Annotated in this window: 25 protein-coding genes; 18 read left to right on the top strand and 7 right to left on the bottom strand. The window is 72.9% G+C overall.

What is annotated here, in order from left to right:
* Positions 1 to 48 precede the first annotated feature (48 nt).
* From AC2D9U_RS01170 to AC2D9U_RS01200, 7 genes are read left to right on the top strand one after another with little or no spacing between them, the layout of a single operon-like run.
* Positions 49 to 666: an SRPBCC family protein gene (locus AC2D9U_RS01170; RefSeq protein WP_484745597.1), complete on the top strand. Its 618-nt coding sequence runs from the start codon at positions 49 to 51 to the stop codon at positions 664 to 666.
* Positions 667 to 672: 6 nt separating this feature from the next.
* Positions 673 to 1,566, top strand: a complete 894-nt coding sequence (locus tag AC2D9U_RS01175) for an AAA family ATPase (protein WP_484745599.1) — start codon at positions 673 to 675, stop codon at positions 1,564 to 1,566.
* Positions 1,563 to 2,795: a vWA domain-containing protein gene (locus AC2D9U_RS01180; RefSeq protein ID WP_484745601.1), complete on the top strand. Its 1,233-nt coding sequence runs from the start codon at positions 1,563 to 1,565 to the stop codon at positions 2,793 to 2,795. Before AC2D9U_RS01175 ends, AC2D9U_RS01180 begins: the two co-directional genes overlap by 4 nt.
* Positions 2,792 to 3,115, top strand: coding sequence for an XdhC family protein (locus tag AC2D9U_RS01185; RefSeq protein ID WP_484745603.1), 324 nt, complete (start codon positions 2,792 to 2,794; stop codon positions 3,113 to 3,115). Before AC2D9U_RS01180 ends, AC2D9U_RS01185 begins: the two co-directional genes overlap by 4 nt.
* Positions 3,112 to 3,804: an XdhC family protein gene (locus tag AC2D9U_RS01190; protein WP_484745605.1), complete on the top strand. Its 693-nt coding sequence runs from the start codon at positions 3,112 to 3,114 to the stop codon at positions 3,802 to 3,804. Before AC2D9U_RS01185 ends, AC2D9U_RS01190 begins: the two co-directional genes overlap by 4 nt.
* Positions 3,801 to 5,447 (top strand): NTP transferase domain-containing protein, encoded by a 1,647-nt coding sequence (locus AC2D9U_RS01195; protein ID WP_484745607.1) that lies wholly within the window; start codon positions 3,801 to 3,803, stop codon positions 5,445 to 5,447. The genes AC2D9U_RS01190 and AC2D9U_RS01195 overlap by 4 nt, the downstream gene beginning before the upstream one ends.
* Positions 5,444 to 6,649 (top strand): class I SAM-dependent methyltransferase, encoded by a 1,206-nt coding sequence (locus AC2D9U_RS01200; RefSeq protein ID WP_484745609.1) that lies wholly within the window; start codon positions 5,444 to 5,446, stop codon positions 6,647 to 6,649. The genes AC2D9U_RS01195 and AC2D9U_RS01200 overlap by 4 nt, the downstream gene beginning before the upstream one ends.
* Here the strand turns inward: AC2D9U_RS01200 and AC2D9U_RS01205 are convergent.
* Genes AC2D9U_RS01205 through AC2D9U_RS01215 form a run of 3 tightly spaced genes read right to left on the bottom strand, consistent with a single transcriptional unit; the run spans position 6,638 to position 11,139 of the window.
* Positions 6,638 to 8,191: a glycosyltransferase gene (locus AC2D9U_RS01205; protein WP_484745610.1), complete on the bottom strand. Its 1,554-nt coding sequence runs from the start codon at positions 8,189 to 8,191 to the stop codon at positions 6,638 to 6,640. The genes AC2D9U_RS01200 and AC2D9U_RS01205 overlap by 12 nt on opposite strands.
* Positions 8,188 to 9,456: an amidase gene (locus AC2D9U_RS01210; protein ID WP_484745612.1), complete on the bottom strand. Its 1,269-nt coding sequence runs from the start codon at positions 9,454 to 9,456 to the stop codon at positions 8,188 to 8,190. The genes AC2D9U_RS01205 and AC2D9U_RS01210 overlap by 4 nt, the downstream gene beginning before the upstream one ends.
* A gap of 39 nt (positions 9,457 to 9,495) precedes the next feature.
* Complete coding sequence (locus tag AC2D9U_RS01215) at positions 9,496 to 11,139, bottom strand: glycosyltransferase (protein ID WP_484745614.1); 1,644 nt, start codon at positions 11,137 to 11,139, stop codon at positions 9,496 to 9,498.
* 64 nt (positions 11,140 to 11,203) lie between these two features.
* On the opposite strand from AC2D9U_RS01215, the gene AC2D9U_RS01220 reads away from it, so the two are divergent.
* From AC2D9U_RS01220 to AC2D9U_RS01250, 7 genes are all read left to right on the top strand, one after another.
* Entirely contained in the window at positions 11,204 to 11,698 is a 495-nt protein-coding gene (locus AC2D9U_RS01220) for a hypothetical protein (protein ID WP_484745616.1), read from the top strand.
* A 42-nt stretch (positions 11,699 to 11,740) separates the two neighbouring features.
* Positions 11,741 to 12,157 carry a hypothetical protein gene (locus tag AC2D9U_RS01225; protein ID WP_484745618.1) on the top strand — a complete coding sequence of 139 codons (417 nt, stop codon included), beginning with the start codon at positions 11,741 to 11,743 and terminating at the stop codon, positions 12,155 to 12,157.
* Between the two features lie 24 nt (positions 12,158 to 12,181).
* Positions 12,182 to 13,435, top strand: a complete 1,254-nt coding sequence (locus AC2D9U_RS01230) for an MFS transporter (RefSeq protein ID WP_484745620.1) — start codon at positions 12,182 to 12,184, stop codon at positions 13,433 to 13,435.
* 10 nt (positions 13,436 to 13,445) lie between these two features.
* Positions 13,446 to 14,420: a Gfo/Idh/MocA family protein gene (locus AC2D9U_RS01235; RefSeq protein ID WP_484745622.1), complete on the top strand. Its 975-nt coding sequence runs from the start codon at positions 13,446 to 13,448 to the stop codon at positions 14,418 to 14,420.
* Positions 14,421 to 14,448: 28 nt separating this feature from the next.
* Positions 14,449 to 14,742 carry a hypothetical protein gene (locus AC2D9U_RS01240; protein WP_484745624.1) on the top strand — a complete coding sequence of 98 codons (294 nt, stop codon included), beginning with the start codon at positions 14,449 to 14,451 and terminating at the stop codon, positions 14,740 to 14,742.
* An 89-nt stretch (positions 14,743 to 14,831) separates the two neighbouring features.
* Positions 14,832 to 15,182, top strand: coding sequence for a RidA family protein (locus tag AC2D9U_RS01245; RefSeq protein WP_482000765.1), 351 nt, complete (start codon positions 14,832 to 14,834; stop codon positions 15,180 to 15,182).
* A gap of 714 nt (positions 15,183 to 15,896) precedes the next feature.
* Positions 15,897 to 16,466, top strand: a complete 570-nt coding sequence (locus AC2D9U_RS01250) for a CHAP domain-containing protein (protein WP_484745627.1) — start codon at positions 15,897 to 15,899, stop codon at positions 16,464 to 16,466.
* 25 nt (positions 16,467 to 16,491) lie between these two features.
* Here the strand turns inward: AC2D9U_RS01250 and AC2D9U_RS01255 are convergent, their stop codons facing one another.
* From AC2D9U_RS01255 to AC2D9U_RS01265, 3 genes are read right to left on the bottom strand one after another with little or no spacing between them, the layout of a single operon-like run.
* Entirely contained in the window at positions 16,492 to 17,457 is a 966-nt protein-coding gene (locus AC2D9U_RS01255) for a lysophospholipid acyltransferase family protein (protein ID WP_484745629.1), read from the bottom strand.
* Positions 17,454 to 18,821, bottom strand: a complete 1,368-nt coding sequence (locus AC2D9U_RS01260; protein WP_484745631.1) for a cytochrome P450 — start codon at positions 18,819 to 18,821, stop codon at positions 17,454 to 17,456. The genes AC2D9U_RS01255 and AC2D9U_RS01260 overlap by 4 nt, the downstream gene beginning before the upstream one ends.
* A 16-nt stretch (positions 18,822 to 18,837) precedes the next feature.
* On the bottom strand, positions 18,838 to 19,905 hold the full coding sequence (locus tag AC2D9U_RS01265; RefSeq protein WP_484745633.1) for an alcohol dehydrogenase: 1,068 nt from the start codon (positions 19,903 to 19,905) through the stop codon (positions 18,838 to 18,840).
* Between the two features lie 124 nt (positions 19,906 to 20,029).
* Here AC2D9U_RS01265 and AC2D9U_RS01270 point away from each other — a divergent pair, with 124 nt between their 5' ends.
* Positions 20,030 to 20,458, top strand: a complete 429-nt coding sequence (locus AC2D9U_RS01270; protein WP_484745636.1) for a PaaI family thioesterase — start codon at positions 20,030 to 20,032, stop codon at positions 20,456 to 20,458.
* On the opposite strand, the gene AC2D9U_RS01275 is transcribed toward AC2D9U_RS01270, so the two are convergent.
* Complete coding sequence (locus AC2D9U_RS01275) at positions 20,459 to 20,869, bottom strand: carboxymuconolactone decarboxylase family protein (protein WP_484745638.1); 411 nt, start codon at positions 20,867 to 20,869, stop codon at positions 20,459 to 20,461.
* Positions 20,870 to 20,964: 95 nt separating this feature from the next.
* On the opposite strand from AC2D9U_RS01275, the gene AC2D9U_RS01280 reads away from it, so the two are divergent.
* Genes AC2D9U_RS01280 through AC2D9U_RS01290 form a run of 3 tightly spaced genes read left to right on the top strand, consistent with a single transcriptional unit; the run spans position 20,965 to position 25,214 of the window.
* Complete coding sequence (locus AC2D9U_RS01280; protein WP_484745641.1) at positions 20,965 to 21,990, top strand: ABC transporter substrate-binding protein; 1,026 nt, start codon at positions 20,965 to 20,967, stop codon at positions 21,988 to 21,990.
* A 6-nt stretch (positions 21,991 to 21,996) separates the two neighbouring features.
* On the top strand, positions 21,997 to 24,129 hold the full coding sequence (locus tag AC2D9U_RS01285; RefSeq protein ID WP_484745645.1) for an ABC transporter permease: 2,133 nt from the start codon (positions 21,997 to 21,999) through the stop codon (positions 24,127 to 24,129).
* An 11-nt stretch (positions 24,130 to 24,140) separates the two neighbouring features.
* Positions 24,141 to 25,214: an ABC transporter ATP-binding protein gene (locus AC2D9U_RS01290; RefSeq protein ID WP_484745647.1), complete on the top strand. Its 1,074-nt coding sequence runs from the start codon at positions 24,141 to 24,143 to the stop codon at positions 25,212 to 25,214.

Raw genomic sequence — 25,214 nt, forward strand, 5'->3', positions numbered from 1 at the left:
CGGCGCTTCGCCTCTAAGTAGCGCGCGACATTCTGGAGAAGCCCCCTCATGGAAATGACCGGCGAGCGCCGCATCAACGCCACGCGCGACCAGGTTTGGGCCGCGCTGAACGATCCGGCCGTCCTGCAGAAGGCGATCCCGGGCTGCGAGACCGTGGAGCGGGTGGCCGATGACCAGTTCACCGCGAAGCTTGCCCTGAAGCTCGGCCCGATGTCCGCCAGGCTGGCCGGCAAGGTCACGCTGAGCAACGTGGTGGCGCCGGAATCCTACACCATCTCGGGCGAGGGCCAGGGCGGGGCGATGGGCTTCGCCAAGGGCGCGGCCAATGTCTCCCTCGCCGCGGACGGGCCGGACCACACCATCCTGCGCTACAGCGTGAACGCGCAGGTCGGCGGCAAGATGGCCCAGCTCGGCGCAAGGCTGATCGACAGCACGGCCAAGTCCATGTCCGACCAGTTCTTCGATCGCTTCGCCGCGCAGCTGAACCCGGCCATCCCCGCCCCAGCCGAGGCCCCCGCCGCCGCCCCTGCCCGCCCCGCCGGCCCGGACATCTGGCAGCAGGCTGGCCGCTGGCTGTTCGAGCCGATCATGGGCTTCCCGCCGCAGGTCCTCTTCGGCCTGGGCGCCTTCGCCTTCGTGCTGCTCATGATGTACGCCACGGGCTGAGCGCGCATGAGCCCCGCCTCGGTCGAGGATACCCAGCGCCTGCTGGCCGCGGGGGGCTATGTCGCCGACCGGCGGCTTGCCACCACCGTCCATCTCGCGCTGCGCCTCGGCCGGCCGATCTTCCTCGAGGGTGAGCCGGGCACCGGCAAGACCGAGATCGCCAAGGTGCTCGCCGCCCAGCTGCCGCGCCGGCTGGTGCGGCTGCAATGCTATGACGGCATGGACCTGGCTTCGGCCGCCTATGAGTGGAACCACGCCAAGCAGCTGATGGAAATCCGCCTCGCCGAGGCGGCTGGCGACACCGCGGATCGCGCGGCGCTGGAACGCGGCATCTATGACCGTCGCTTCCTCCAGGCCCGCCCGCTGCTCGACGCGCTGGAAGGTGCGCCGGCCATCCTGCTGATCGATGAGCTGGACCGCGCCGACGAACCCTTCGAGGCCTTCCTGCTGGAAGTGCTGGCCGATTTCCAGCTCACCATCCCCGAACTCGGCACCATCCGCGCCGCCACGCCGCCGGTCGTCATCATCACCTCCAACCGCACGCGCGAGGTGCATGACGCCATCCGCCGGCGCTGCCTGTATCACTGGGTGGACTACCCCGATGCGGCGCGCGAGCGCGCCATCCTGCAGGTCCGCGCGCCCGGCGTGCCCGAGAAGCTCTCGGCCCAGGTGGTGGCCTTCGTGCAGGCGGTGCGCGGCGCCGATACCTTCAAGCCGCCCGGCGTGGCGGAGACCATCGACTGGGCCGCGGCCCTGACCGCGCTCGACGCGAAGGAGCTTGAGCCCGCCCTGGTGGACGCCACCCTCGGCGCGCTGCTGAAATACCAGGACGACATCGCCAAGATCCAGGGCGCGGAGGCCGCGCGCCTGGTCGCCGACGCCAAGGCCGGCCACGCATGATCCCCCCGAAGGCGGCGCTGTCGCTGCCTTCGAGCCCCGGGGCTGGCGGCGCGCTTGCGCCGAACCTCCTCGCCTTCGCCCGGCTGCTGCGCCGCGCCGGCGTGCCGGTGGGGCCGAGCGAGACGCTGCTCGCCACCGCCGCGCTGCAGGCCATCGACATCGGCGACCGCCGCCAGGTCCATGCCGCGCTGCGCGCCACGCTGGTGCACCGGCACGAGCACTTCTTCCTGTTCGACCACGCCTTCGGCATGTTCTGGCGCGACCCGGAGGCGGCGGCGCACGCCACCGCCATGGCGCTGCTCGATGGCTTCAAGGAGCAGCCGAAACCTGCCCCCGCCGCGCGGCGCATGGCCGAGGCGATGCAGGGCGACCGGCCCAACCCGCCGAAAGCCCCCGAGGACAAGCCCGAAGACCGGATCGACATGACCTTCACGGTCAGCGAGCGCGAACGGCTCCAGACCATGGATTTCGAGGCCATGTCGGCGGCCGAGATCGCGCTCGCCAAGAAGGAGATCCGCAAGCTGGTCCTGCCGCTGGATGCGCGGCCCACCCGGCGCTTCCGCCCCGACCCTTCCGGCCCCGTGACCGATCTGCGCGCCACGCTGCGCGGCAGCCTGCGCCAGGGCGGGGAGATCCTGGACATCGCCCGCCGCCGGCGCGTGGTGCGCCCGCCGCCGCTGGTGGCACTCTGCGACATCTCCGGCAGCATGGCGCGCTACGCCCAGATCCTGGTGCATTTCCTGCACGCGGTCGCGAATGACCGGGACCGGGTGCACACCTTCCTGTTCGGCACGCGGCTGACCAACGTCACCCGCCAGCTGCGCGGCCGCGATGCGGAGGTCGCCTTCGAGATGGTGGCCCATGCCGTGCCCGACTGGTCCGGCGGCACGCGCATCGGCGAGAGCCTCGACCTCTTCAACCGGGCCTGGTCACGCCGGGTGCTCGGCCAGGGGGCGGTGGTGCTGCTGATCACCGATGGGCTCGACCGCGAAGGGGCAAAGGGCCTCGCTGAGGCCACGGATCGGCTGGCAAAAAGCTGCCGCCGGCTGATCTGGTTGAACCCGCTGTTGCGTTACGCCGGCTTCCAGCCCAAATCCCAGGGCATCCGGGCGATGCTGCCGCATGTCGACGAGTTCCGCCCGGTGCACAATCTGGCCAGCCTGCGCGATCTGGTGGCAGCCCTATCGGATCCGCGTGGCGCGCAACGAAGGAGCCTTCCGGCAGCATGAGCGGCAGCGCAGAAGACATCCTGGCCCTGGCCGGGCAATGGGCGGCGGCGGGCGAGCAGGTGGCCATCGCCACGGTGGTCGAGACCTGGGGTTCCTCCCCCCGCCCGGCCGGCTCGCGCCTCGTGCTCACGGCCTCCGGCCGCATGGCGGGCAGCGTCTCGGGCGGGTGCATCGAGGGCGCGGTGGCCGATGCGGCGCGCCAGACCATGCAATCCGGCACGCCGCAGCTGCTCGATTTCGGCATCTCGGATGAGCGCGCCTGGGAAGTGGGCCTCGCCTGCGGCGGCAAGCTCAAGGTGTTCGTGGAGCGCCTCGGGTGAAGAGCGAGACCTATGCCCGCCTGGCCGCGGCGCGTGCCGCCAAGCGGCCCGTGGCGCTGCTGACGCGGCTGCCCGACGGCGCGCAGCTGCTGCACCCGGATGACGCCCTGCCCGCCGGACTGGCCGCCGAGGCCGAGGCCGCCCTGGCCCAGGATGCCGCCCGCAGCATCACCCTCGCCGGCGAGACCTGGTTCATCGCGCCCGAGAACCCGCCGCTGCGCCTGATCGTGGTGGGGGCGGTGCATATCGCCCAGGCGCTGGTGCCGATGGCCCGGCTGCTCGGCTATGCCGTGACCGTCATCGACCCCCGCCGCGCCTTCGCCACCGAGGAACGGCTCGGCACGGGAATCGCCGTCTCCACCGACTGGCCGGATGAGGCGATGGCGGCGCTGGCACCGGATTCCCGCACCGCCGTGGTCACGCTGACGCATGACCCGAAGCTCGATGACCCGGCGCTGGAAGTGGCGCTGCGATCGGACGCCTTCTACATCGGCTGCCTCGGCAGCCGCCGCACCCATGCCAAGCGGCTCGCGCGCCTCGTCGAGGCCGGCTGCACGGGGGAGGAATTGTCCCGGATCCACGCCCCCGTCGGCCTCGACATCGGCGCCGTCACCGCGCCCGAGATCGCGGTCTCCATCATCGCCGAGATCGTCGCGGCCCGGCGCGGCCCGAAGAACCCGCCCACATGATCTTCGGCCCCACCCCGCTCGACGAAGCCCTGGGCGCCTTCCTCGCGCATACGCTGCGCCTGCCCGGCCGCGTGCTGAAGAAGGGCACGGTGCTGGATGAGCCCGCCCTCGCCGCGCTGCGCGAAGCCGGGCGGCGGGAGGTCATCGCCGCCCGGCTCGAGGCCGGCGACGTGCCGGAGGATGAGGCCGCGGACCGCATCGCCAATGCGCTGATGGCCCCGCTCCTCGCCCGCTCGCGCGCCGCGACGGGGCGGGTCAACCTGCTGGCGGAGAGTGCCGGCCTGTTCACCGTCGATGCCGCGCTGATCGAGCGGCTGAACGCGGTGGATGAGAGCATCACCATCGCCACCCTGCCGCCCTACAGCGTCGTCGCGACTCGCGAGATGCTGGCGACCATCAAGATCATCCCCTTCGCCGTGCCGGGCCGCGTGCTCGGCGTGGTCGAGGCGCTGGCCCGGACCCGCCCGGCCCTGGCGGTGAAGCCCTTCCGCCCCCTCCAGGTCGGCCTGGTGCTGAGCGAATTGCCCGGCATCAAGGAAAGCGTGATGGAGGGCGCCGTCGAGGCGACCGAGACACGCATCCGCGGCCTGATGGGCACGCTACTGCCGGTGGAACGCACGCGGCATGAGGAAGGCCCGATCGCCGATGCCCTGACGCGCCTCAAGCGCGCGGGGGCCGAGTTGCTGCTCGTCGCCGGCGCCTCCGCCGTGGTGGACCGGCGCGACATCGCCCCCGCCGCCATCGTGCGCGCGGGCGGCGTGATCGAGCATTTCGGCATGCCGGTCGATCCCGGCAACCTGATCTGCCTCGGCCGGATCGGCGAGATCCCGGCCCTGGTGCTGCCCGGCTGCGCGCGCAGCCCCAAGCTCAACGGCTTCGACTGGGTGCTGCAGCGGATCTTCGCCGGCGAGCGCGTCACGGCCCGGCATGTCATGGGCATGGGCGTGGGCGGCCTGCTGAAGGAGATCGAGACCCGCCCCCTGCCCCGTGCCGAGGCGCCGCGCAGCGTGCCGGTGGGCGCCGCCCCGCGCCGCGCCCGGCAGGTGGCCGCCCTGGTGCTGGCGGCCGGGCGGTCCCGCCGCATGGCGCCGCTCAACAAGCTGCTGGTGCCCGACGCCAAGGGCGTGGCCATGATCGCCCGCGTGGTGGACAACGCCCTGGCTTCCCAGGCCTCGCCGGTCATCGTCGTGACCGGGCATGAGCGCGAGCGGATCGAGGAAGCCCTGGCCGGCAAGCCCGTGCTCTACGCCCATGCGGATGAATATGCCGAAGGGCTCTCCGCCTCGCTCAAGGCCGGTCTCGCCGCGGTGCCGCCGGAGTCGGAGGGCGTGATGGTCTGCCTCGGCGACATGCCGCTGGTCACCGCGCCGATGTTCGACCGCCTGCTCGCCGCCTTCGACCCCGAGGAAGGCCGCGCCATCGTCCAGCCCACCTATCGCGGCAAGCAGGGCAACCCGATGCTCTGGGCGCGCGAATTCCTGCCCGAGATGCTGGCCCTGACCGGCGACATCGGCGCACGGCACCTCGCCGCCAAGCACGCCGACCGGCGTGTCGAGGTCGAGATGCCCGACGATGCCGTGCTGCGCGACTTCGACACGACGGAAAGCCTGAAGGGCCTGCCCGACGGCACCCTGCGGCGGTGAGCGGCCCGCCCCCCATCGCCGTCGCGGCGCTGATCGCCGGCGCCAGCGCGGAGGAACATGCGGCGCGGGCGGACCGCTATTTCCGCGGCGTGGACGCCAACCACTGGTCCTTCCGCAAGCCCTTCGCCCCCCTCGCCCATGCCGGGCCGGCGCTGATGCGCCTGGGCGCGATGTTCGAGGCCGCGGACCTCTATCCGGGGCTGCGGGTGCTCGATTTCGGCTGCGGCGTGGCCTGGCTCGGCCGGCTGCTGGCCGAGGCCGGCTGCCAGGTGGTGGCGGCCGATGTCTCCCCCACCGTGCTCGCCGCGGCGGCGGCGCATGACGCGCAGCACCATCCGGGCCTCGGCGGCCGGCTGCGCTACCTGCGCACGGATGGCACGCGCATCGACCTGCCCGATGGCAGCCTCGACCGCATCCTGAGCCATGAGGCGCTGCACCACCTGGCCGACCCTGGCCCGGCCATCGCCGAGTTCCGCCGCCTGCTCGCCCCCGGCGGGCGGGCGATCTTCATGGAGCCGGGGCCGGACCACTCGCTCTCCGCCACCTCCCAGGCCGAGATGGCGGTGCATGGCGTGATCGAGAACGACGTGCATGTCGAGCGGATCTGGGAGGCAGCAGCACAGGCCGGCTTCCACGGCATCGAGATCGGCCTGTTCGGCCTGCGGCCGGAGATGCTGCCGCTCGACCGCTTCCTCGCGCTCTGGCGGCATGAGCTGCGCGGCGGCCCGGCCCCGGAACCGCCCGCGGCCAGCACCTATCGCGACCTCGCTTTGCCGGTGCTGCAGGGCTTCCGCATGTTCGTGCTGCATGCCGATGCGGCGCGCGAGGCGCCCGCGGACAGCCTGGTGGCACAGGGCCTGGCGGTGACGATCGAGGTGGTGGCCGCGCAGCGCCAGGGTGATCAGGTGACGCTCGACCTCGTGCTGCACAACACCGGCACGCGCGCCTGGCGGCCCTCCGGCACGGCGCGCGGGGCGGTGAATCTGGGCGCCATCCTGCTCGATGCCGATGGCAGCGTGCGCAACCGCAACCACCGCCGCCACGCTTGCGTGACCGAGCGCCTGCCCCCCGGCGTCGCGCTCGAGACCCGGTTCACCCTGGCGGTGCCCCGCGGCGCGCGGCTCGCGCTCGACATGGTGGCCGAGCATGTCTGCTGGTTCGGCCAGCCGGGCGTGGGGCTGGAAGTGTCGCTACCGGACTGAGGGACCGTAGGGCTGGGTGCGCCAATCGGCGGCCGCATCCTGCTTGTAGGGCAGGTCGTCGGCATCGCCGGCAAAGCTGCGCCAATAGGCGGTTGCGAGCAGCGCGACCTGCCCGGGCATCCGCACCATGACGCGGGTGACAAGGCCGGGGCCATTGCTCACCCAGTTCTGCAGTCCGGGTCCGCCGCGCAGCATCTCGCGCACCGCGCGCATCTGCCCCTCCATCAGCGCGGCCACCACCGGGCTGCCGGGTGGGGCGGCCAGCATGTAGCTGTGCACGTAATAGGGCAGTTCGTCGGAGAAGGGGGCGATCAGCCCGTACTGGCCCAGCCGCGCCAGCACCTCATCCATCGGGCGGAGGCAGCGCTCATCGGCATCGACCCAGAGCCCGCCCTCCGCGGCCAGGAAGCAGATGCGCAGCATGTTGGCCTGCATGGCCGGGTTGTGCAGCGTGTCATAGGCCATGGCCGCCTTCTGGCCGTGCCGGGCGAGGATGAAGGCGCGCGCGCTGGCGGCGTCGAAGCGCGCCAGAGCGAGCCCGGGATGGTGGCGCACCCAGCTGTCCATCACCGCGCGCACCTCCTCCGGTGGTTCGGGCCGGTCCCAGAACTGCACCAGGGTGAGCGGCGAGGCGACGGTGGCGGCCGGCCCCGGCCCCTGCAGCACGGGCAGGTGCCCGCCCAGCACCTGGCAGGTCAGCAGCCGCCGGGCGGGGTCCGTCAGGTCGCGCCGGCGCGCCAGCGCTGCCTCGGCCTCCGCGGCCAGCTCGGCAAGGCGACCCTGCGCGATCATCACCCGCGCGCGCAGATCCGCCCCGTCCCGCCGGGGTGGATGCGACGCCAGCGCGGCGGCCGCGGCCTCGGTCTCGCCGATCGCGAGCAGATGCCGCGCGGCCTCCTGCGCCAGGGCCGAGTCGGCACCGGGTGGGGGATTCAGGGCGCGGCGCAGCCGCGCATCGGCCAGGCCCTCGCGCCGGCGCAGGAGCAGCAGCGCGACGAGCCAACGCGCCTCCGGCGTCGGTGGCATCCGCTCCAGCAGCCGCGCGGCGGGGCCGAGCCGCCCGGCGCGGATCAGCGCGCGCGCCAGAGCGGCGGCGGCTGGCGCGGGGTTATCCCCGGCCTGGCGCAGCCGGGCGATGGCGCCACGCACCTCCCCCCGCGCCCAGGCGAGGCGCCGCGACGCCTGCCGCGCGATGGCGCGCCACCAGCCCCCTATCGGCTGCGGCAGCCGCGCGAAATGGCGCAGCGCCAGGTCCGGCCAGTCCAGCCGCAGCAGCGCCCGGCCCAACAGGAACATCGCCTCCGGCTGGGTCGGGCGCAGCGCGAGGATGGCGCGGTAATGCGCCGCCGCCAGCGCTTCCTGGCCCAGGCCGGTGCGGATGCGCCCCAGCGCCGCATGGGCGTCCGCCTGCTCGTTGTGCGGCGCCTCCGGGGCGGCAGCCTTGGTCAGGAAGGGCAGCGCGCCGAGCGGGTCGGGGCGCTGCACCCGCGCCTGCCCCTCCGCCAGCGCCGCCGCCCAGGACAGCGCCGGATCCAGGCTCACCCGATCGCGGCCTGCAGCCATCGGGCGGTGCCGAGCAGCGCGGCATCCTCGCCGATGCGGCCGACAAGCTGCACGCCGAGCGGCAGACCCTTCGGCCCGGTGCCGGCCGGGATGGTGACGTTGGGGCCCCAGAGCAGCGTCCAGAGCAGGTTGAAGGTCGGCTCCCCGGTGGCGTGGATGCCCTCGGGCGCCTCGCCGGGGGCGGAGGGGGTGAGGATCGCGTCGAAGCCCTGGCTCGCCATCATGAAGGTGCCCATCGCCAGGGTCGCCGCGCGCCGCGCCTCATCGAGCTTCGCGGGCGGGAAGCCGGCGGCCCAGTCCATGCGTTCGCGCATCACGGCCGAGACCTGGGCGCGGGCATTGGCCATCTCCCAGGCCAGGGCCTGGCGGGTCTCCATGTTCATCAGCCAGACATGCAGGCCCGCGGCATCCAGCAGCGGCTGGGGCAGGATGAAATCCACCACCTCGGCGCCGGCCTTGCGCGCCGCCTCGGCCGTGCGGGCCAGCAGCGCCACCGTCTCGGGCTTCGCCTCGCCGGGCGCATGGCCGAGCGTGAGGCCGAGCCGCGGCGGGCGGGGCCGCGCCTGGTCCGGATTGCCGTAGTCGCGGCCCGACATCGCCCCCATGGCGAGCGCGCAATCCGCGAGGCTGCGCGCCATGATGCCAATGGTATCAAGGCTCTCCGAGCAGACCTTCATGCCCGCGCGGTGCAGCGTGCCGAAGCTCGGCTTGAAGCCGACCACGCCGCAATAGGCGGCGGGGCGGATGATGCTGCCCGCGGTCTGGGTGCCGAAAGCGAGCGGCACCATCCCCGCCGCCACCGAAGCCGCCGAGCCGGAAGACGAACCGCCGGGCGTATGGGCCGGGTTGTGCGGGTTGGTGGTGGCGCCGGGGAAGCGGCTGGCGAATTCCGTGGTCACGGTCTTGCCCATGACCACCGCACCGGCGAGGCGCGCCGCCTGCACGGCGAAGGCATCGGCGCGCGGGCGATGCCCGGCCCAGATCGGCGAGCCGTAGCTGGTCGGCATGTCGGCAGTATCCAGCACATCCTTCACCGCGATCGGGATGCCGCCGAGCGGCCCCGGCCGGGCGGCGGCAGCGGCGCGGTGGAACTGCGCGGGGTCGAGATGCTGGAAGGCGCGCACCACGCCCTCCCGCGCGGCCACCCGCGCAAGGCAGGCCTCGGCGAGGTCGGGGGCGGAAAGGCGGCCGGCGGCGATGGCGGCGGCGGCCTCGGTGGCGGTCAGGCGGGCGGGATCGGTCATGCCGACATCACGCCACAAAGACCGCCGGCTGCGAAGCCGTCAGGCCTGCCGCCAATCGCCGCCCGGGGCGCGCTTGTAGGAGAGGTCATCGATGGTGCGGCTGAACTGCTCCAGGTAGCGCGGGCAGATCAGCCGCACCGGGGCCTGGTCCGTCGAGGCGAGATGCGCCGCCACGGCGCGGGTCAAGGCCCCGGGCCCCGTGCTGTGCCAGATCGAGGGGCGCGCCCCGGCCGCCTGCGCCAACCCGTCGCTGACCAGGGCGATGGCCCGCGCGAGCACCGGGCTGCCGGCGGCGGCCAGCAGAAGGTTGTTGTTGAGGTAATAGGGCAGCTCATCGAGATAGGGCGCCGCGAGGCCGAGCCCGGCATCCTGGGCGAGCAGCGCCGCGTTGGGCCGCAGGCAGTGCTCATCTGCATCGACGTAAAGCCCGCCATGGCGGTGCAGGAACACCAGCCGGAACAGGTCCGCCTGCATGGCCGGGTGGCGGCAGGACTCGAACAGCTCGGCGAGGCGGCTTCCGGCCTCCGCCGCCAGCCAGGCCCGGGCGGTGGGGGCGTCGAAGCGGGCGGGCCGGAGAAAGGGATGGTGGCGCGGCCAACTCGCCATCACCGCCGCGACATCGGCGGGCGGCACGGGGTCGTGCCAGAATTGCAACAGCGGCATCGGCGCCACCGCCGCGGCCGCCACGGGCGGATCCTGGCGCAACGGCACAACTGCGCCGGTGAGGACCCAGCCGGTGAGCGCATGGCGCGCCGCCAGGGCGGATTCGGGCGTGGCATCCGGGCCTACCGCGCCCAGCGCCGCCGCCGCGCGCATCGCCAGCTCGCCATGCCGGCCGAGCCGGATCAACGCGCGCGCCCGCAACGCCGCGGCGGCCTCATCGAGCCGCGCGAGGCGCGAGAGCACCTCCAGCGTCTGCAGCGGCGCGTCGAGCTGAAGCGCCAGGCGCGCGGCCTCGACCACCACCTCGTCATCCGCGCCGGCTGGGGGCAGGCTGGGCACGAGGCCCGGGCGCGCGCCCTCCTGGTGCAGGCGCATCTCCATTGCGGCAAGGCGGATGCGCGGCCCGGCGCCCGGCTCGGCGGCGCCGCGAGTCGCGAGGCCCACCGCCGCGCGGGTCCGCCCCGCCGCCAGCAGCCAGCGCACCAGCATGACCAGGCGCTGCCCCCGTGGGAGCGGCACCCGCCGGCCACCCTCGCGGCGGGCGAGCAGGCGCAGGGCCTGGCGGCGCGCCGCCGCCCGGGCGCTGCGCGCGTTCTCCGCGACCCGGCGCCACCACCCGGAGACCTGCGGCCCCAGCGCCGCCATCTCGCGCAGCGCATCGGCCTGCCAGCCCAGGCGGTGCAGCGCCTCCGCCAGGCGAAAGCGCGGGTCACGCTCGGCAGGGCGCAGCGCCAGCAGGGCGCGCAGATGGGCGATGGCGATGACCTCCTGCCCCAGCCCCAGGCGCAGCCGCGCCAGGGCGCGGTGCGCCTCGATGGCGGTGGCGGGCGGCGCATCGGGCCGGGCGGCGCGCTGGAGATAGGGCAATGCCGCCGCCGGATCGGGCCGGCGCAGCAGGCAGCGGCCGGCGAGCAGCGCGGCTTCGGCCGAAAGCGCCTCGGGCGGCCCAGGGCCGAGCGCGGCCAGGATCTCCTCGATCCGGCCGGCGGGCTCCAGCTCGATCAGGGCGCGCAGTTGCATCGGGGCTCCTTCTCGCGGGCGGAGCGGGTAGCAGGGGCGCGGGAAAACGGCCACAGTCACGGCGATGCACAACGCCACGATCCACGTCGCGCCGGCCGCCGAGGGGGGCTTCCTCCACTTCGTGCCCTGCCCGCCCGAGGCGCTGCCCGCCGTCGCCCCCGACGCGCTGCTGGCTGCCTGGGAGGCCGCGCGCCGCGCCGCCGCAGCCGGACGCTGGGGCGCGCCGCGGCAGATCCTGTTCCAGACGGAGTCGGGGCCGCTCAACCTCGCCATCACAGACCGCGACGCCTGCTGCTGGTCCGAGGCGGTGGACCGCAGCGCCGATCTCGGCACGCTCGCGGGGATGGCGCTCTGCCTGCGGCTGCTGGCCCTGGTCGAGGTCCTGGGCCGCAGCCCCGATCTCGGCGCGCTGTTCGAACTGACGACCGAGGGGGTGGAGCTGCACCCGGCGCTGCTGCGCGCCGCCGCCGCCCTGCCGCTGGACAGCGCCGCGCGCTTCGACGAAACCGCGCTGCGGCGGCTTGTGCCACGCCGTCTGCCCGCGCCGCGCGTCGTCTGACCCGCCATGCCCGACCCTTGCTCCCTTACGAAGGCCTCCACCATGTCCCGCCCGGCCCGTCTCGCCCCCCTGCTGCTGCTGCTGGCGGCTGCCTGTTCCGCCCCGGATCTCTCGCCCCGCATGGCTCCCGTGCCGATGCCCCGCAGCGAGGACAACGTGGCGCTCGAGGCCTGCCGGGCCGAGGCGACGCGGGTGGTGCAGTTCCGCGACCGTGGCGACCTGATGCGCACGGATGAGACGGAGTCGAGCCGCGGGACCTTCAGCTCGGCCCCCTTCAGCCGGGTCGAGACCCAGCGCATGGGCCAGCAGATGTCGCGCGACCGGCTGATCGAGGAGTGCCTGCGCGGGGCGACCCGCGCCAGCCCGACCAACGCGCCCGCCGCAACCGCGCCGGCCGTGCCCGCCAGCATCGCCGCACCGCCTACCGGCCGCGCCCTGCCCCCGCCGGGATTGCGCTGACCGGCGCCGGAGGGGAGGCGCGGGGTGGCCTCCTTCGGTGCCCTCGGACGCGCATTGTCGCATCGGGACAGCCGGATCTTCTTCGGTGGCTCGGCCATTGCCTGGACCGGCCTGTGGATGCAGCGCATCGCCGTCTCCTGGCTGGCCTGGGAGCTGACGGGCAGCGCCTTCTGGGTAGGCATGGTCGCCTTCTGCGACCTCGCGCCGGCGGTCATCATCAGCCCCGTCGCCGGGGCGGTGGCGGACCGGGTGGACCGGGTGAAGCTCGCCATGTGGACGCAGATCGCCATCGCCGCGCAGTCGCTGGCGGTGGCGGGCATCACGGCCTCGGGCCACATGACCATCGCGATCCTGCTGGTGCTGGAGGTGATCGGCGGCATCGCCGCCAGCTTCGCCCAGCCGGCGCGGCAGACTCTGATGCCGGGCATCGTGCCGCGCGTGGACCTGCCGGCGGCGGTCGCGGCCAATTCGCTCTGCTTCGCGGTCGCGCGCTTCGTCGGCCCGGCGCTGGCGGGGCCGGTGATCGCGCTGTGGGGCGTGGTGCCCGCCATCACCGCCAATGCGCTGGGCTACCTCGTCTCGGGCCTGTCGCTGCTGCTGCTGCGCGTCGCGGCGGCCGAGCGCCAGGGCCACCCGGCCTCGGCCAGCCTCTGGGGCGAGGTGACGGCAGGCATCGGCTATGCGGCGCGGCATCCGGGCATCGGGCCCCTGCTGCTCTTCGCCGCGCTGGCGGCCACGCTGCTGCGCGGGGTGCAGGAGATCCTGCCGCCCTTCGTCGAATGGGTCTTTGGCCGCGGCGCGGAGAGCCTGGCCATCCTCACCGCCTGTTTCGGCGTGGGCGCGCTGCTGGCCGGGCTGTGGGTGGCGCAGCGCGGGCGCATCGAGGGCACGACGCGGGTGGCCTTCTACGCCATCGGCGCCCAGGCGCTGGCGACGGCGGGCTTCGTCGCGACCGATTGGTTCGCGCTCGGCATGCTCTGCGCGGCGCTGATGGGCGCCACCGCCAGCACCCATGGCGTGACGGTGCAGACCCTGCTGCAGAACTCGACCGACCCGGCCTATCGCGGCCGGATGCTGAGCCTCTGGGGGCTGATCACCCGCGCCTGCCCGGCGCTGGGGGCGCTGGCGCTGGGGGGGGCGGGGCAGGTCTTCGGGCTGACCACGCCGACGCTGGTGGCGGTGCTGGCGGCCTTGGGCGTCTTCGCCTGGGGGCTGACGCGGCTGCGGCGCGTGGAACAGGCGCTGGAAGGGCAAGCGGCCTCCAGCGCCAATCGATAGGGATGGAACGATGCTGAAGGCTGGAATCGTGGGCATGGGCCGCTGGGGCCGCACCCTGGTGGAGAGCGTGCAGGGCCGCCAGGGGGCCGGTATCGGCTTCGTCGCCGGTGCCACCGGCACGCCCGACAAGGCGCGCGACTGGGCGGCCGCGCAGGGCATCACCCTGCATGGCAGCTTCGCGGCGCTGCTGGCGGATCCGCGGCTGGAGGCCGTGGTGCTGGCCACGCCGCACGGCCAGCATGCCGAACAGGTGATCGCCGCCGCCGCCGCGGGCAGGCATGTCTTCGTCGAGAAGCCCTTCACCCTGACCAAGGCCTCGGCCGAGGCCGCCGTCGCCGCCTGTGCCAGGGCCGGCGTGGTGCTCGCGCTGGGCCATAACCGGCGCTTCCTGCCGGCGGTGCTGGAAATGAAGGCGATGCTGGCGGCCGGGCGGCTGGGCCGGCTGCTGCATGTCGAGGGGCATTTCAGCGGCCCGGGCGCGGCCAGCTACACGCCCGGCATGTGGCGCGCCGACCGGGCCGAGAGCCCGCTGGGCGGCATGGGCGGCATGGGCATCCACATGATCGACATGATCATCAACCTCGCCGGCCGATTCCGCGCCGTGACGGTGGCGAGCAAGGCGCTGGTCTCGACCACCATCGACGACACCACGGCGATGCTGGGCGAACTCGAGAGCGGGGCGACGGTGGGTTTCGCCACCCTGGCGCTGGCGCCGCGGCATTGGCGCGTCGCGCTGTTCGGCACGGAAGGAATACTGGAACTTCAGGGCCATGAACGGCTTTCCTGGACCCCGCGCGAAGGTGAGGCCTGGACGCGAAACTACGCGAAGATCGACATAGAGGCCGCTGAACTTGCAGCTTTTGCAACCGCCGCGACCGGCGGCGCGCCCTATCCCCTGCCGGTCGAGGAGGCGATCCATGGCGTTGCGGTGTTCGAGGCGATGATCGGCGCCGCCGCCTCCGGCAGCACCTATGCCGTGGCGTAGCCGCGCCGCTCTATAGTAGGATGAGGGCATGAACACCCCGCGCCGCACCCTGCTTTCCGGCCTGCCCGCCCTGGCGGGCCTCGCCCCCCTGGCCGCCCAGGCCTTCCGGCTCGAGGCGCCAAGCGCCGAGATCGCGGCGGAGTATGGCGCGGCCTGCCCCGCCCCCGAGGCGCATGACGCGCTGCGCGCCGAGATCGAGCAGCTCTTCGAGGGCCGGCCCCTGCCGCCCGCTTTGGCACCGCAACTCAGCACGCTCGCCCGTTGCCCCTTCTGCGGCTGCGGCGTCGCCGGCGCCACGGACCACGGCGAGCAGGAAGGCTAAAACTTCCCCGGGAAACGCCGCTGGCTCGCCTTCCCCGCGCGCGGCGCCTGCTCTAGAAGCGCGCGTCTCGCAACGGGAGCCATCGAGCCATGTCCAAGATCACCCGCCAGGGCAGCAATGCCATCCTGTCCTCCTCGGTCGAGTATCACGCCTTCGTCTATCTGGCCGGCATGACGGCCGATGACCTGTCGCAGGACGTGGTCGGCCAGACCCGCCAGGTGATCGCGAAGATCGACGCGGCGCTGGAGTCCAACGGCACCGACAAGACCCGCCTGCTGCAGGCGCAGATCTGGCTGAAGGACATCCGCGACCGCGACGCCATGAACAAGGTGTGGGTCGAGTGGCTGGGCGATGCCGGCCGGCCGGCGCGCGCCTGCGTCGAGGCCAACATGGCCGACCCGCGGCACCTCGTGGAGATCATGATCACCGCCTGCCGCTGATCCGGCAGGGTTCGCCCGACGCCCAGGATGGTCTGTTCATGCAACGATAGCATGACAGGCATGTCAGGGCGTCGGGCCCCGACTCACGGATCCGTTAAAAGTGTTGCATCAAAGCCGCAACACTGTGTCATCTGGTTTCAGCGTGTTTCATCCTAGGAAGATTAGCGGCTTCTTCGAATTCATCCACAAGCCGCTTCGACGAATCACAGCAGATTTCGCCGTGTTACCAGAAGTCGGGTTGCCCGAGCCCGCCAGCCCCGGTTACCGCCCTTGCAGCGTTGGTGAGTGTCATCATCGCGGCGAGGCAAACAGGGGAATTTCATGCGGGCAAAAAGCACGCTTGCGTTGATCTGCTTCCTGCTCGGCACGTCCGCCGTGGCATCCCAGGTCGAGGCCGCGGTTTCCCCGCGCTCCACCGTCAAGCAGGGTCGCACCGTTGCTGTAGCGCCCGCCCCCGCAGCCCCGCAGGCCGCCGCCCGCCCTGCCGCCGCCCCGCGCACAGGCAAGCGCGATGAGGCCCCCAGCCGCAGCGCCGCGCGCACCCCGGCCGTGCAGGAGCGCGCCAATGCCCAGCGCGGCACCCGCGTTGCCGCCGCCCGCCCTGCGCCCCCGCCTGTCCGCAGCGCCGCCGCCCCGCGCCCGGCGGCCCCGGCGCCGTCCGCGGCTCCGGCGATCGCCCAGGCCCCCCGTCCCGCGGCGGTGGTCCCGGTGGCCATGCCCGTGATCGCGCGCCCGGCCATCGCCTCCACCACCGGCACGCCCATCCTGCCCGTCGCACAGAGCTTCGGCCTGTCCTGCGTGCCCTTCGCCCGCATGGCGACCGGCATGGACATCAGCGGCAATGGCGGTCACTGGTGGCACAACGCCGCCGGCCGTTATGCCCGTGGGCAAGTGCCCGAGCGCGGCGCCATCCTCGCCTTCCCCGGCTCGGGCGGCATGCGCTCCGGCCATGTCGGCGTGGTCAGCCGTGTCGTGAACTCGCGCACCATCGAGCTCGACCATGCGAATTGGGGTGGCCCGGGCCTGCGCCGCGGCCAGGTGCTGCGCGGCGCGGTCGTGATCGACGTGTCCGATCGCAATGACTGGACCGCCGTGCGCCATCAGGTGGGCTTCGACAGCACGACCTTCGGCCGCACCTACCCGACCTTCGGCTTCATCTACAACCGCCCGGCCAATGGCCGCGAGATGGTCGCCCAGGCGGGCCGCTTCCAGGAAGTGGCGGACGCGGCCTCTCCGCACGCCGCGCAGCATCTGCGCCTCTCCGCCGAGGCCTTCGGCCGCTGATCCTTCCGCGAGGCCGGGTTCGCCTTCAGCTTTCCGGCCTGAAGGCGTGCAGCATGAACCATTGCTCGGGATGGGCGCGAACCACGCCCTCCAGCGCCTGATCGAGCGCGGCGATATCGTCAAGGATGGCTGCCCGGCCCCGGTTAGGCGGGCCCATCGGCACCTCCGGCAAGAAGGTGAGCCTGTAGCGCGCCGCTTCGCCCAGGCGCTCGGCATAGGCGGGGATCACCGCCGCCCCGCTGCCTGAGGCCAGGCGCACAGCCCGCATGATGTTGCCCTTCATCTGCAGCTTGCGCCCGAGGGCTGGCGCGTGGACGCGCCCCTCCCAGTATTCATCGACATAATACAGCAGCGCCGCCTCCCGCGCCTGCAGCACGCGATGCGCCTCGAACACGGCGCCCAGCGTGGGCGCCACTGCCCCCGCCGCACGTCGCGCCACCTGCCGGCGGCTGCGATTGCGGGCCGCATCGGCGACGCGCATGCGGAAACGGTTCGGCAGGCGCTGATAGATGGCCTGGAACGGCACATCGAGCGCGCCGAGCCCGACATGTACCGCTTCCCAATAGCCGACATGCAGGCCGGCGATCACCAAGGGCCGGTCGGCGGCCTTGGCGGCCTCGACATGCTCGAAGCCACGCACCTCGATCCGGCCCTCATCCCACAGGCGATGCAGCACGGAGAATTCCGCGAAGCAGCGCCCGACATGCGCCCAATGCGCATCGACCAACCGGGCGATCTCGGCCGCATCGGCCTCAGGGCGGAGTTGGCGGAGCAGCGCCGCGGCGCGGGCGGAAGCCTCGGGCCGCTTCGCCCCGGCGCGCCGGCCCAGGCGCACGCCGATGGCCGAGACCCGGTCAGTCGGCAGCAGCCGCAGCAGGGCATGGATGCCCATGTCGAACCCACCCTCGAGCGGGTCCCGGAGCCAGTGGCGCAGCAGCGCCTTGCGCTCGGACCAGCGCCAGGGCGGGGCGGGGTAGAGGAAGTCGCTCATCGCGGCGTCACCAGCATCGGCAGGCTCTCCCCCGGGCGCAGCGTCAGCCGCGCGAGCGGCATGACCTCGGCGCCGGGCGCGAGGGCGAAGTCGAAACCCTGGAACAGCGTGGCGAGGCAGACGATCGCCTCGGCCAGCCCCAGATGCTGGCCGGTGCAGACCCGCGGGCCGACGCTGAAGGGGATATAGGCGTGGCGCGAGGGCCGCGGCGCGCCGGGGGCGAAGCGGTCCGGCAGGAAGGCGTCCGGCTGGTCCCACAGGGTCGGGTTCCGGTGCAGCAGCCAGGGCGCCACGATCACGATGTCGCCCTTGCGGATCTGCCGGCCGAGCGCGTCCACATCCGCCGCCGCCTCACGCGTCAGGATCGGCACGGGGGGGTAGAGGCGCAGCGTCTCCTCGATCACGGCCCGGGTGAAGGGCAAGGCGGGCAAATCCGCGAGCGTGGCCGGCCGGCCGCCCAGCACATCGGCCAGTTCGGCGCGCAGCCGCGCCGCGCTGGGCGGATCCTGGCTCAGGATGAACAGCGCCCAGGCGAGGGTATTGGCCGTGGTCTCGTGCCCGGCCATGAACAGCACGATGGCCTCGTTGCGGAAGGCGCGCGCATCCATCGGCGCGCCGGTGCCGGGCACATGGGCCTCGGCCATGGCGCGGATCAGCGAGGCTTCCTCCCGCCCGCCTTTCAGGATGTCGGCGATCAGCCCATCGACCACCGCATGGATGCGCCGGGCGGCAGCCCGCGCGCGGAAGCCCGCCGGGCGCGGCACCCAGTCCGGCAGGCCGATCAGCGACCACAGATCGGTCTGGCCGATGCGCGCCTGGTACTCGGCGAAGGCCGCCACCACGCGCTGCGCCGCCTCCGCCCCCAGGGCGCGGCCGAAGATGGTGCGGCAGATGATCTCGGCCGTCAGGTGGCCCATCTGCGCCAGCACGTCGAGCGGCTGCGCGGCATCGCGCGCGGCCCAGGCGCGCGCCATCTCGGTCGCGGCTTCGGTGATGGCCGGCGCCAGCTCGGGCAGGCGCGTGGCGTGGGTGACCGGGGCGACGACGCGCCGGCGCTCCTTCCACAGCGCGCCGTCCGAGACGAACAGCCCGTCGCCGAGCAGCGGCGCGAGGGCGTGGCGGTGCTGCGGGCTCTTGCGCTGGAAGACCTCATGCCCCTCGACAAAGACGCGGGCGACGAGTTCGGGCGTGTTGCAGACCACGATGTGGCGGCGGAAATAGCGCCGGCGGGAGAAGTCGCGGCTGAAGGCGGCGGCCGGCCAGACCGCCAGGATGTTGCGCGCCGCGGCCCGCATCAGCGCCAGCGGGCTCGGCGTATGGTCCGCCCGCGGCGGGTAGGGCGGCGTATAGGGGGGGGCGTCCATCGCCCCCTTCCCTACATCACGCGGCGGCGGCCGTCAGCACGATGCGCCCCGTCACCTTGCCGTCGCGCAGGCGCATCAGCGCAGAAGAGGCGTTGGGCAGCGGCTCGCGCGTGATGGGGATGGCGGGCAGCTTCCCGGTCTGCGCCAGGGCCACCAGCGCGCGCAGCTCCTTCGGATTGCCGACATAGCTGCCTTGGACCGTCAGCGCGCGCATCGCCATCAGCGGCAGCGGCACGGTCAGCTCGCCGCCGAACAGGCCGACCTGCACCAGCTTGCCGCCCTTGGTCAGCGCATCGAAGGCGAAGCGCGCGGTCTGGGTGCCGTTCACGAGGTCGATCACCGCCGGCACCGGCCCGCCGCACAGCGCCACCAGGCGCTGCGTCACATCGTCGCCGGTCGCGAGCAGCGTATCCGAGGCCCCGGCGGCGGCGGCGGCGGCCAGCTTCTCGGCCGCGACATCGACCGAGACGATGCGCCGGTGCCCCATCGCCTTGAGCACCGCGATGGCGGACAGCCCCAGCCCCCCTGCCCCCACCAGCACGATCGGCTCATCGGGCTCGAGCGGCATCACCTTGTTCACGGCCGAGAAGACAGTGACGCCCGAGCAGGCATAGGTCGCGGCCAAAGCGGGGTCGAGTTGGCCGATCTCGACCAGGTGCCGCGGCTCGGGCACCAGGACATGGGTGGCGTAGCCGCCATTCTGGAAGACGCCCAACGAACGGCCCTGGAGGCACATATTGTCCTCCTCCGCCCGGCAGCGCGCGCAATGACCGCAGCCGACCCAGGGGAAGACCAGCTTCTGCTGGCCCTTCGCCAGCCCCTGCCCTTCGGCCTCCGGCCCCCAGGACAGCACACGGCCGACGATCTCATGGCCCATGGCCAGCGGCAGCACCACGCCGCGATCCGAGAGCCGCATCTTGCCCCGGCTGCCGAGGTCGTATTCGCCCTCCCAGATGTGCAGGTCGGAGTGGCAGACGCCGGCATGGGTGACTTCCAGCAGCACCTGCCTGCCGGTCGGCACCGGTGTGGGCAGTTCAAGTTCCTGGAGCGGTTTGCCCGCTTCCACCACGGCCCAGGCGCGCATGGCGTTTCCCCTTCCTGATCTAGTGGCGCCATGCAACCGCGCGCCTTCGGTGCGGTCAATCGGCGCGGCCGGTCTTTGCGCGCGCAGCGCGCCGCGCTACCGCAGACAGCCCCCGGAGACGCCCATGACCGAGCCAGCACCACCCCCCTTCGACCCCGCCGCCCAGGGTTGGACCCGGATCGAGGACCGCGCCATGCCGCCGGTCATGCTGGCGATGTGGCGGCGGGAGGAGGAGGCGGGCTTCGCCTTCGGCTTTGAGACCGATGCCGCGCAGAGCAACGGCAATGGCGCGGTGCATGGCGGCACGCTCGCCACCTTCATGGACCACACGCTCGGCCGAGTCTCGCGCGCTGCGGCGGGGGGCGTGAAGGTGGCGACCATCCAGCTCGATGTGCATTACCTGGCCCCTGCCCGGCCCGGCGATTTCGTCGAGGCGCGCGGGCAGGTGGTGCGGCGCACGCGCTCGGTGATCTTCGTGCGCGGCACGCTCTCGGTGGGCGGGCGCGAGGTGCTCTCGGCCAGCGGGATCTGGAAGATCCTCGGCGTCGGCTGATCAGGGCCGGGGCGGGAGCAACTGCATCTCCTCCAGCACCTCGCGCGCCAGACGGAAACTGTCGAGCGCGGCGGGCGCCCCGCAATAGATCGCGGTCTGCAGCAGCACCTCGCGGATTTCCGTGAGTGTGGCGCCATTCCGCACGGCGCCGCGCAGATGCACCTTGAACTCATGCGGGCGGTTCAGCGCGGTGAGCATGGCGAGGTTCACCAGGCTGCGCGTCCTGCGGTCCAGCCCCTCGCGCGACCAGACCTCGCCCCAGCCCACCTCGGTGACGAAGTCCTGGATCGCCGCGGTGAAGTCGTCGGCCCGGGCGAGGGAGGCATCGACATGGGCGTCGCCCAGCACCGCGCGCCGCAGCGCCTCGCCCTTCGCCTTGCGTTCGCCTTTCGCCTTGCGTTCGGATGTCATGCGCGGCTCCTTCGCCCCTGCCATCTTCCCGCCATGATGGTGGATGGGCTAGCCTCCGGGCACAGGCTTCAAGAAACGTCCGGAAGGAAACATCGATGTCCCGCCGCCTCCTGCTCGCCGCGGCCGCGCTGTGCGGCCTCGCTATGCCCGCCGCGGCGCAGCCGCAGAACCTGACCCTCTACTGCTCGGTGCAGGAGGAATGGTGCCGCCCGATGGCCACCGCCTTCGAGCGCGCCACCGGCATCCGCGTGGCGATGACGCGCAAATCCTCGGGCGAGACCTATGCCCAGCTGCGCGCCGAGGCGGCGAATCCGCGTGGCGATGTCTGGTGGGGCGGCACCGGCGACCCGCACCTCCAGGCGGCGGAGGAGAACCTGACCGAGCGCTATGAAAGCCCGCGCATGGCCGAGGTGCAGGATTGGGCGCGCCGGCAATGGGAGCAGTCGCAGGGCCGCACCATCGGCATCTATGCCGGCGCGCTGGGTTTCTCCTTCAACCGTCCGCAGCTGGAGCGCCGGCGCATCGCCGCCCCGCGCTGCTGGGCCGATCTGATCAAGCCGGAGTTCCGCGACGAGATCCAGGTGGCGGACCCGAACTCCTCGGGCACCTCCTACACCATGCTCGCCACGCTGGTGCAGATGATGGGCGAGGACCCGGCCTTCACCTATCTGCGGGCGCTGCACCGCAACGTGAACCAGTACACGCGCTCGGGCGCCGCGCCGGCGCGCGCGGCGGCGACGGGCGAGAGCCTGGTCGGCATCACCTTCCTGCATGACGCGGTGGCCCAGGCCGTGACCGGCGCGCCGGTGGTGGTCGTGCCCCCCTGCGAAGGCACGGGCTATGAGATCGGCTCCATGTCCATCGTGCGCGGCGCGCGCAACATGGAAGCCGCGCGGCGCTGGTATGACTGGGCGCTGAGCCCCGAGGCGCAGGCCATCGCGGTGCAGGCGAACGCCTTCCAGGTGCCCTCCAACCGCAACGCCCCGGTGCCGCCGCAGGCCCCGCGCCTGCAGGATATTCGCCTGATCGACTATGATTTCGCGAAATACGGCAGCAGCGCCGAGCGCACCCGCCTGCTCGCCCGCTGGGACCGGGAGGTGAAGGCCGCGCCGCGGAACTAGGGGTTCGTGCAAGCGATCGAGTCCGCCCGCCCCACCCTGCCACCGGCCCTGCTGCCGGCGCTGGCCTGGATCCTCGCGGCATTCCTGCTGCCCTGGCATATCGAGGGCAGCAGCGCCGCGAGCGCCTTGGCGCTGGCCGGGCAATGGTGGCTGGCACTGCCGGTGCTGGCGCTGGTCCCGGGCGTGGGCGCGCTATTGCTGCCGCGCCTGGCCCCCGCGCGCGCGGCGCTGCTGCTCGGCGCCGGGCTCGGCGCGCTGGCGCTGCTGCTGGCCCAGGGCGCGCTGATCCGCCATGACGGCAATGCCCTTCCGGGCCTGTTCGGCGCGGCGCGGCAGGGCGGGCTCGGCTGGGGGGGCTGGCTTCTGCTCGGCCTCGCGCTCTCGCTGCTGTCGCGCGGCATCGCCGAGCGCGGGGCGTTTCGCGGCGACGTGTTCCTTGCCGGCGCGGTGGTCTTCACCGGTGCGAGCCTGACGCTCTTCGTCTTCTTCCCCCTCGCCTTGATGTTCGCCCAGGCGCCGCTCGGCCCGCAGGGGGCGCTCGACCTGCCGCGCTTCCTGGGCCGGCTCGGCGGGCAGGATCTCTGGGCGATGGGCTGCCTGACCGATGGCGGGCGCTGCGGGACGGTGTGGAACACGCTGCTGCTCGGCGTGCTGGCCGGCGCGCTCGGCACCGCCATGGGCCTCGCCTTCGCGCTGCTCGCGGTGCGGGCGGGCAAGGGCTGGCGGCGGGGCCTCGCCTTCCTCGCGATCCTGCCGGTGATCACGCCACCCTTCGTGATTTCGCTGGCGCTCATCGTGCTGTTCGGGCGGACGGGCATCGTCACCACCGCGCTCGACGAATGGTTCGACATCCCGCGCAGCCGCTGGATCTACGGCCTGCCGGGCCTGCTGATCGCGCAGCTTCTGTCGCAGATCCCGATCGCCTATCTGGTGCTGGTCGGCGTGCTGGAGGCGGTGAGCCCGACGCTGGAAGAGGCCGCGCGCTCGCTGCGGGCCTCGCGCTGGTACCTGTTCCGCACCGTCACCTGGCCGCTGATCCGCCCGGGCATCGCCGCGGCCTTCCTGCTCGGCTTCGTCGAGAGCCTGTCCGATTTCGGCAATCCGCTGGTGCTGGGCGGCAATTTCGACGTGCTCTCGGTGAGCATCTTCTTCGCCGTGGTGGGCGCGCAGCATGACCCCTCGCGCGCCGCGACGCTGGGGCTGATCCTGCTGGCGCTCACGCTCGCGGCCTTCCTGCTGCAGCGGCGCTGGGTGGGCACGGCCTCTTTCGTCACGGTCACGGGCAAGGGCGATGCGGGTATCGCCGCGCCTCTCGCGCGGCGCGTGCGCTGGGGCGCGGCGCTGGTCGCGCTGCCCTGGATGGCCTTCACCGCCATCGTCTACGGCATCGTGCTGATGGGCGGCTTCGTGCGCGACATCGGCCGCGGCGACATGACCTTCACCTGGCGCCATGTGCTGACCGCCTTCGAGGTCGAGTGGCGCGACGCCGCGCCGGCCTTCACCGGCGCGGCCTGGGACAGCCTGTTCACCACGCTGCAGGTGGCCGCCATCGCCGCGCCGGCGACGGCAATCCTCGGCATCATCGCCGCCTGGCTGATCACGCGCACGCAATTCCCGGGGCGGCGCGCGCTGGAATTCGCCGCCCTGCTCTCCTTCGCCGTGCCGGGCACGGTGGTGGGCGTTTCCTACATCGTCGCCTTCAACGTCCCACCCTTCGAACTGACGGGCACGGCCGCGATCCTGGTGATCTGCCTCGCCTTCCGCAACATGCCGGTGGGCATGCGCGCGGCCCAGGCGGCGCTCGCGCAGATCGACCGCAGCCTGGAGGAAGCCAGCAGCGTGCTCGGCGCGGGGGCGGGGCGCACGCTCTCGCGCATCGTGCTGCCGCTGCTGCGCCCGGCGATCCTGGCCGCGCTGGTCTATGGCTTCGTCCATGCCATGACCTCGGTCTCGGCGGTGATCTTCCTGGTCTCGGCGCGGCACAACCTTGCCACCACCTATATCGTCGGGCGCGTGGAGGCGGGCGAATACGCGCTGGCCATCACCTATTCCGCGGCGCTGATCGTCATCATGCTGGCGGCCATCGGGCTGATCGCGCTGCTCACCGGCAGGCGACGCCTCGGCCGTCGCTCAGGCTGAGGAAACATTCGATGGCCGATGCGGCGGATGTCGTCTTCGAGGGCGTGACCAAGCGCTATGGCGCGACCACGGCGGTGGATCGCCTCTCCTTCACCGTGCCCGCCGGCACGCTGGTCACGCTGCTCGGCCCCTCGGGCTGCGGCAAGACCACGCTGCTGCGCATGCTCGCGGGGCTGGAGCCGATCACCGAGGGGCGCATCCTGATCGGCGGGCGGGACGTGACCGCGCTCTCCCCGGCTGAGCGCGACGTCTCGCTGGTCTTCCAATCCTATGCGCTGTTTCCGCACATGAACGTGCTGGACAACGCCGCCTATGGGTTGCGTGCCGGAGGCGAGGGTCGCGTCGCCGCCGAAACGCGGGCGAAGGCGACGCTCGAGATGCTCGGCCTCGGCGCGCTGGCCGCGCGCCTGCCCTCCGAACTGTCGGGCGGGCAGCAGCAGCGCGTGGCGGTGGCGCGCGCGCTGGTGCTGGAGCCCCGCGTGCTGCTCTTCGATGAGCCGCTGTCGAACCTCGATGCGCGGCTGCGCCGGCAGGTGCGCGACGAGATCCGCGCGCTGCAGCGCCGGCTGGGCCTGACCGTGGTCTATGTGACGCATGACCAGCAGGAGGCGCTGGCCGTCTCCGACCAGGTGGTGGTGATGCGCCAGGGCCGCATCGCCCAGGCGGGCCCGCCGCGCACCCTCTATGAGGCGCCGCAAAGCCGCTTCGTGGCCGATTTCATGGGCGAGGCGAACCTCATCCCCGTGCAGATCGAGGCGGTGGAGGTTGGCCTGGCGCGCTTCAGCGTGGGCACGCTCGAGATGTCCCTGCCCTCGCCCGGGCTGGTGGCGGGGCAGCAGGCGATCCTCGCCGCGCGGCCGCAGGCGCTGCGCTTCGCGGATTCCGGGCCGGGCCTCGCGGGGCGGCTGCAGGTGGCGACCTATCTCGGCAGCCAGATGGAATATGCGCTGGAAACGCCGCTCGGCCCGCTGCTCGCCATCAGCGAGGAGGTGGCCGCGCCCCTCGCCGAGGGCCGCGAGGTCGTGATCGGCTTCGCCCCGGACCGCGGCCTCGCCTTGCTGCCAAGCGAGGCAGAGGGCCCGTGA

Source organism: Roseomonas sp. TF40, assembly GCF_057219975.1.

What these genes read in the sequence shown, in the direction of transcription:
- AC2D9U_RS01275 (WP_484745638.1), bottom strand. Translation starts at nt 20,869, where the DNA reads ATGACATCCGAACGCAAGGCGAAAGGCGAACGCAAGGCGAAGGGCGAG.
- AC2D9U_RS01250 (WP_484745627.1), top strand. Translation starts at nt 15,897, where the DNA reads ATGCCCGTGATCGCGCGCCCGGCCATCGCCTCCACCACCGGCACGCCC.
- AC2D9U_RS01255 (WP_484745629.1), bottom strand. Translation starts at nt 17,457, where the DNA reads ATGAGCGACTTCCTCTACCCCGCCCCGCCCTGGCGCTGGTCCGAGCGC.
- AC2D9U_RS01195 (WP_484745607.1), top strand. Translation starts at nt 3,801, where the DNA reads ATGATCTTCGGCCCCACCCCGCTCGACGAAGCCCTGGGCGCCTTCCTC.
- AC2D9U_RS01215 (WP_484745614.1), bottom strand. Translation starts at nt 11,139, where the DNA reads ATGCAACTGCGCGCCCTGATCGAGCTGGAGCCCGCCGGCCGGATCGAG.
- AC2D9U_RS01260 (WP_484745631.1), bottom strand. Translation starts at nt 18,821, where the DNA reads ATGGACGCCCCCCCCTATACGCCGCCCTACCCGCCGCGGGCGGACCAT.
- AC2D9U_RS01220 (WP_484745616.1), top strand. Translation starts at nt 11,204, where the DNA reads ATGCACAACGCCACGATCCACGTCGCGCCGGCCGCCGAGGGGGGCTTC.
- AC2D9U_RS01225 (WP_484745618.1), top strand. Translation starts at nt 11,741, where the DNA reads ATGTCCCGCCCGGCCCGTCTCGCCCCCCTGCTGCTGCTGCTGGCGGCT.
- AC2D9U_RS01180 (WP_484745601.1), top strand. Translation starts at nt 1,563, where the DNA reads ATGATCCCCCCGAAGGCGGCGCTGTCGCTGCCTTCGAGCCCCGGGGCT.
- AC2D9U_RS01185 (WP_484745603.1), top strand. Translation starts at nt 2,792, where the DNA reads ATGAGCGGCAGCGCAGAAGACATCCTGGCCCTGGCCGGGCAATGGGCG.
- AC2D9U_RS01290 (WP_484745647.1), top strand. Translation starts at nt 24,141, where the DNA reads ATGGCCGATGCGGCGGATGTCGTCTTCGAGGGCGTGACCAAGCGCTAT.
- AC2D9U_RS01240 (WP_484745624.1), top strand. Translation starts at nt 14,449, where the DNA reads ATGAACACCCCGCGCCGCACCCTGCTTTCCGGCCTGCCCGCCCTGGCG.
- AC2D9U_RS01270 (WP_484745636.1), top strand. Translation starts at nt 20,030, where the DNA reads ATGACCGAGCCAGCACCACCCCCCTTCGACCCCGCCGCCCAGGGTTGG.
- AC2D9U_RS01235 (WP_484745622.1), top strand. Translation starts at nt 13,446, where the DNA reads ATGCTGAAGGCTGGAATCGTGGGCATGGGCCGCTGGGGCCGCACCCTG.
- AC2D9U_RS01170 (WP_484745597.1), top strand. Translation starts at nt 49, where the DNA reads ATGGAAATGACCGGCGAGCGCCGCATCAACGCCACGCGCGACCAGGTT.
- AC2D9U_RS01280 (WP_484745641.1), top strand. Translation starts at nt 20,965, where the DNA reads ATGTCCCGCCGCCTCCTGCTCGCCGCGGCCGCGCTGTGCGGCCTCGCT.
- AC2D9U_RS01245 (WP_482000765.1), top strand. Translation starts at nt 14,832, where the DNA reads ATGTCCAAGATCACCCGCCAGGGCAGCAATGCCATCCTGTCCTCCTCG.
- AC2D9U_RS01265 (WP_484745633.1), bottom strand. Translation starts at nt 19,905, where the DNA reads ATGCGCGCCTGGGCCGTGGTGGAAGCGGGCAAACCGCTCCAGGAACTT.
- AC2D9U_RS01175 (WP_484745599.1), top strand. Translation starts at nt 673, where the DNA reads ATGAGCCCCGCCTCGGTCGAGGATACCCAGCGCCTGCTGGCCGCGGGG.
- AC2D9U_RS01210 (WP_484745612.1), bottom strand. Translation starts at nt 9,456, where the DNA reads ATGACCGATCCCGCCCGCCTGACCGCCACCGAGGCCGCCGCCGCCATC.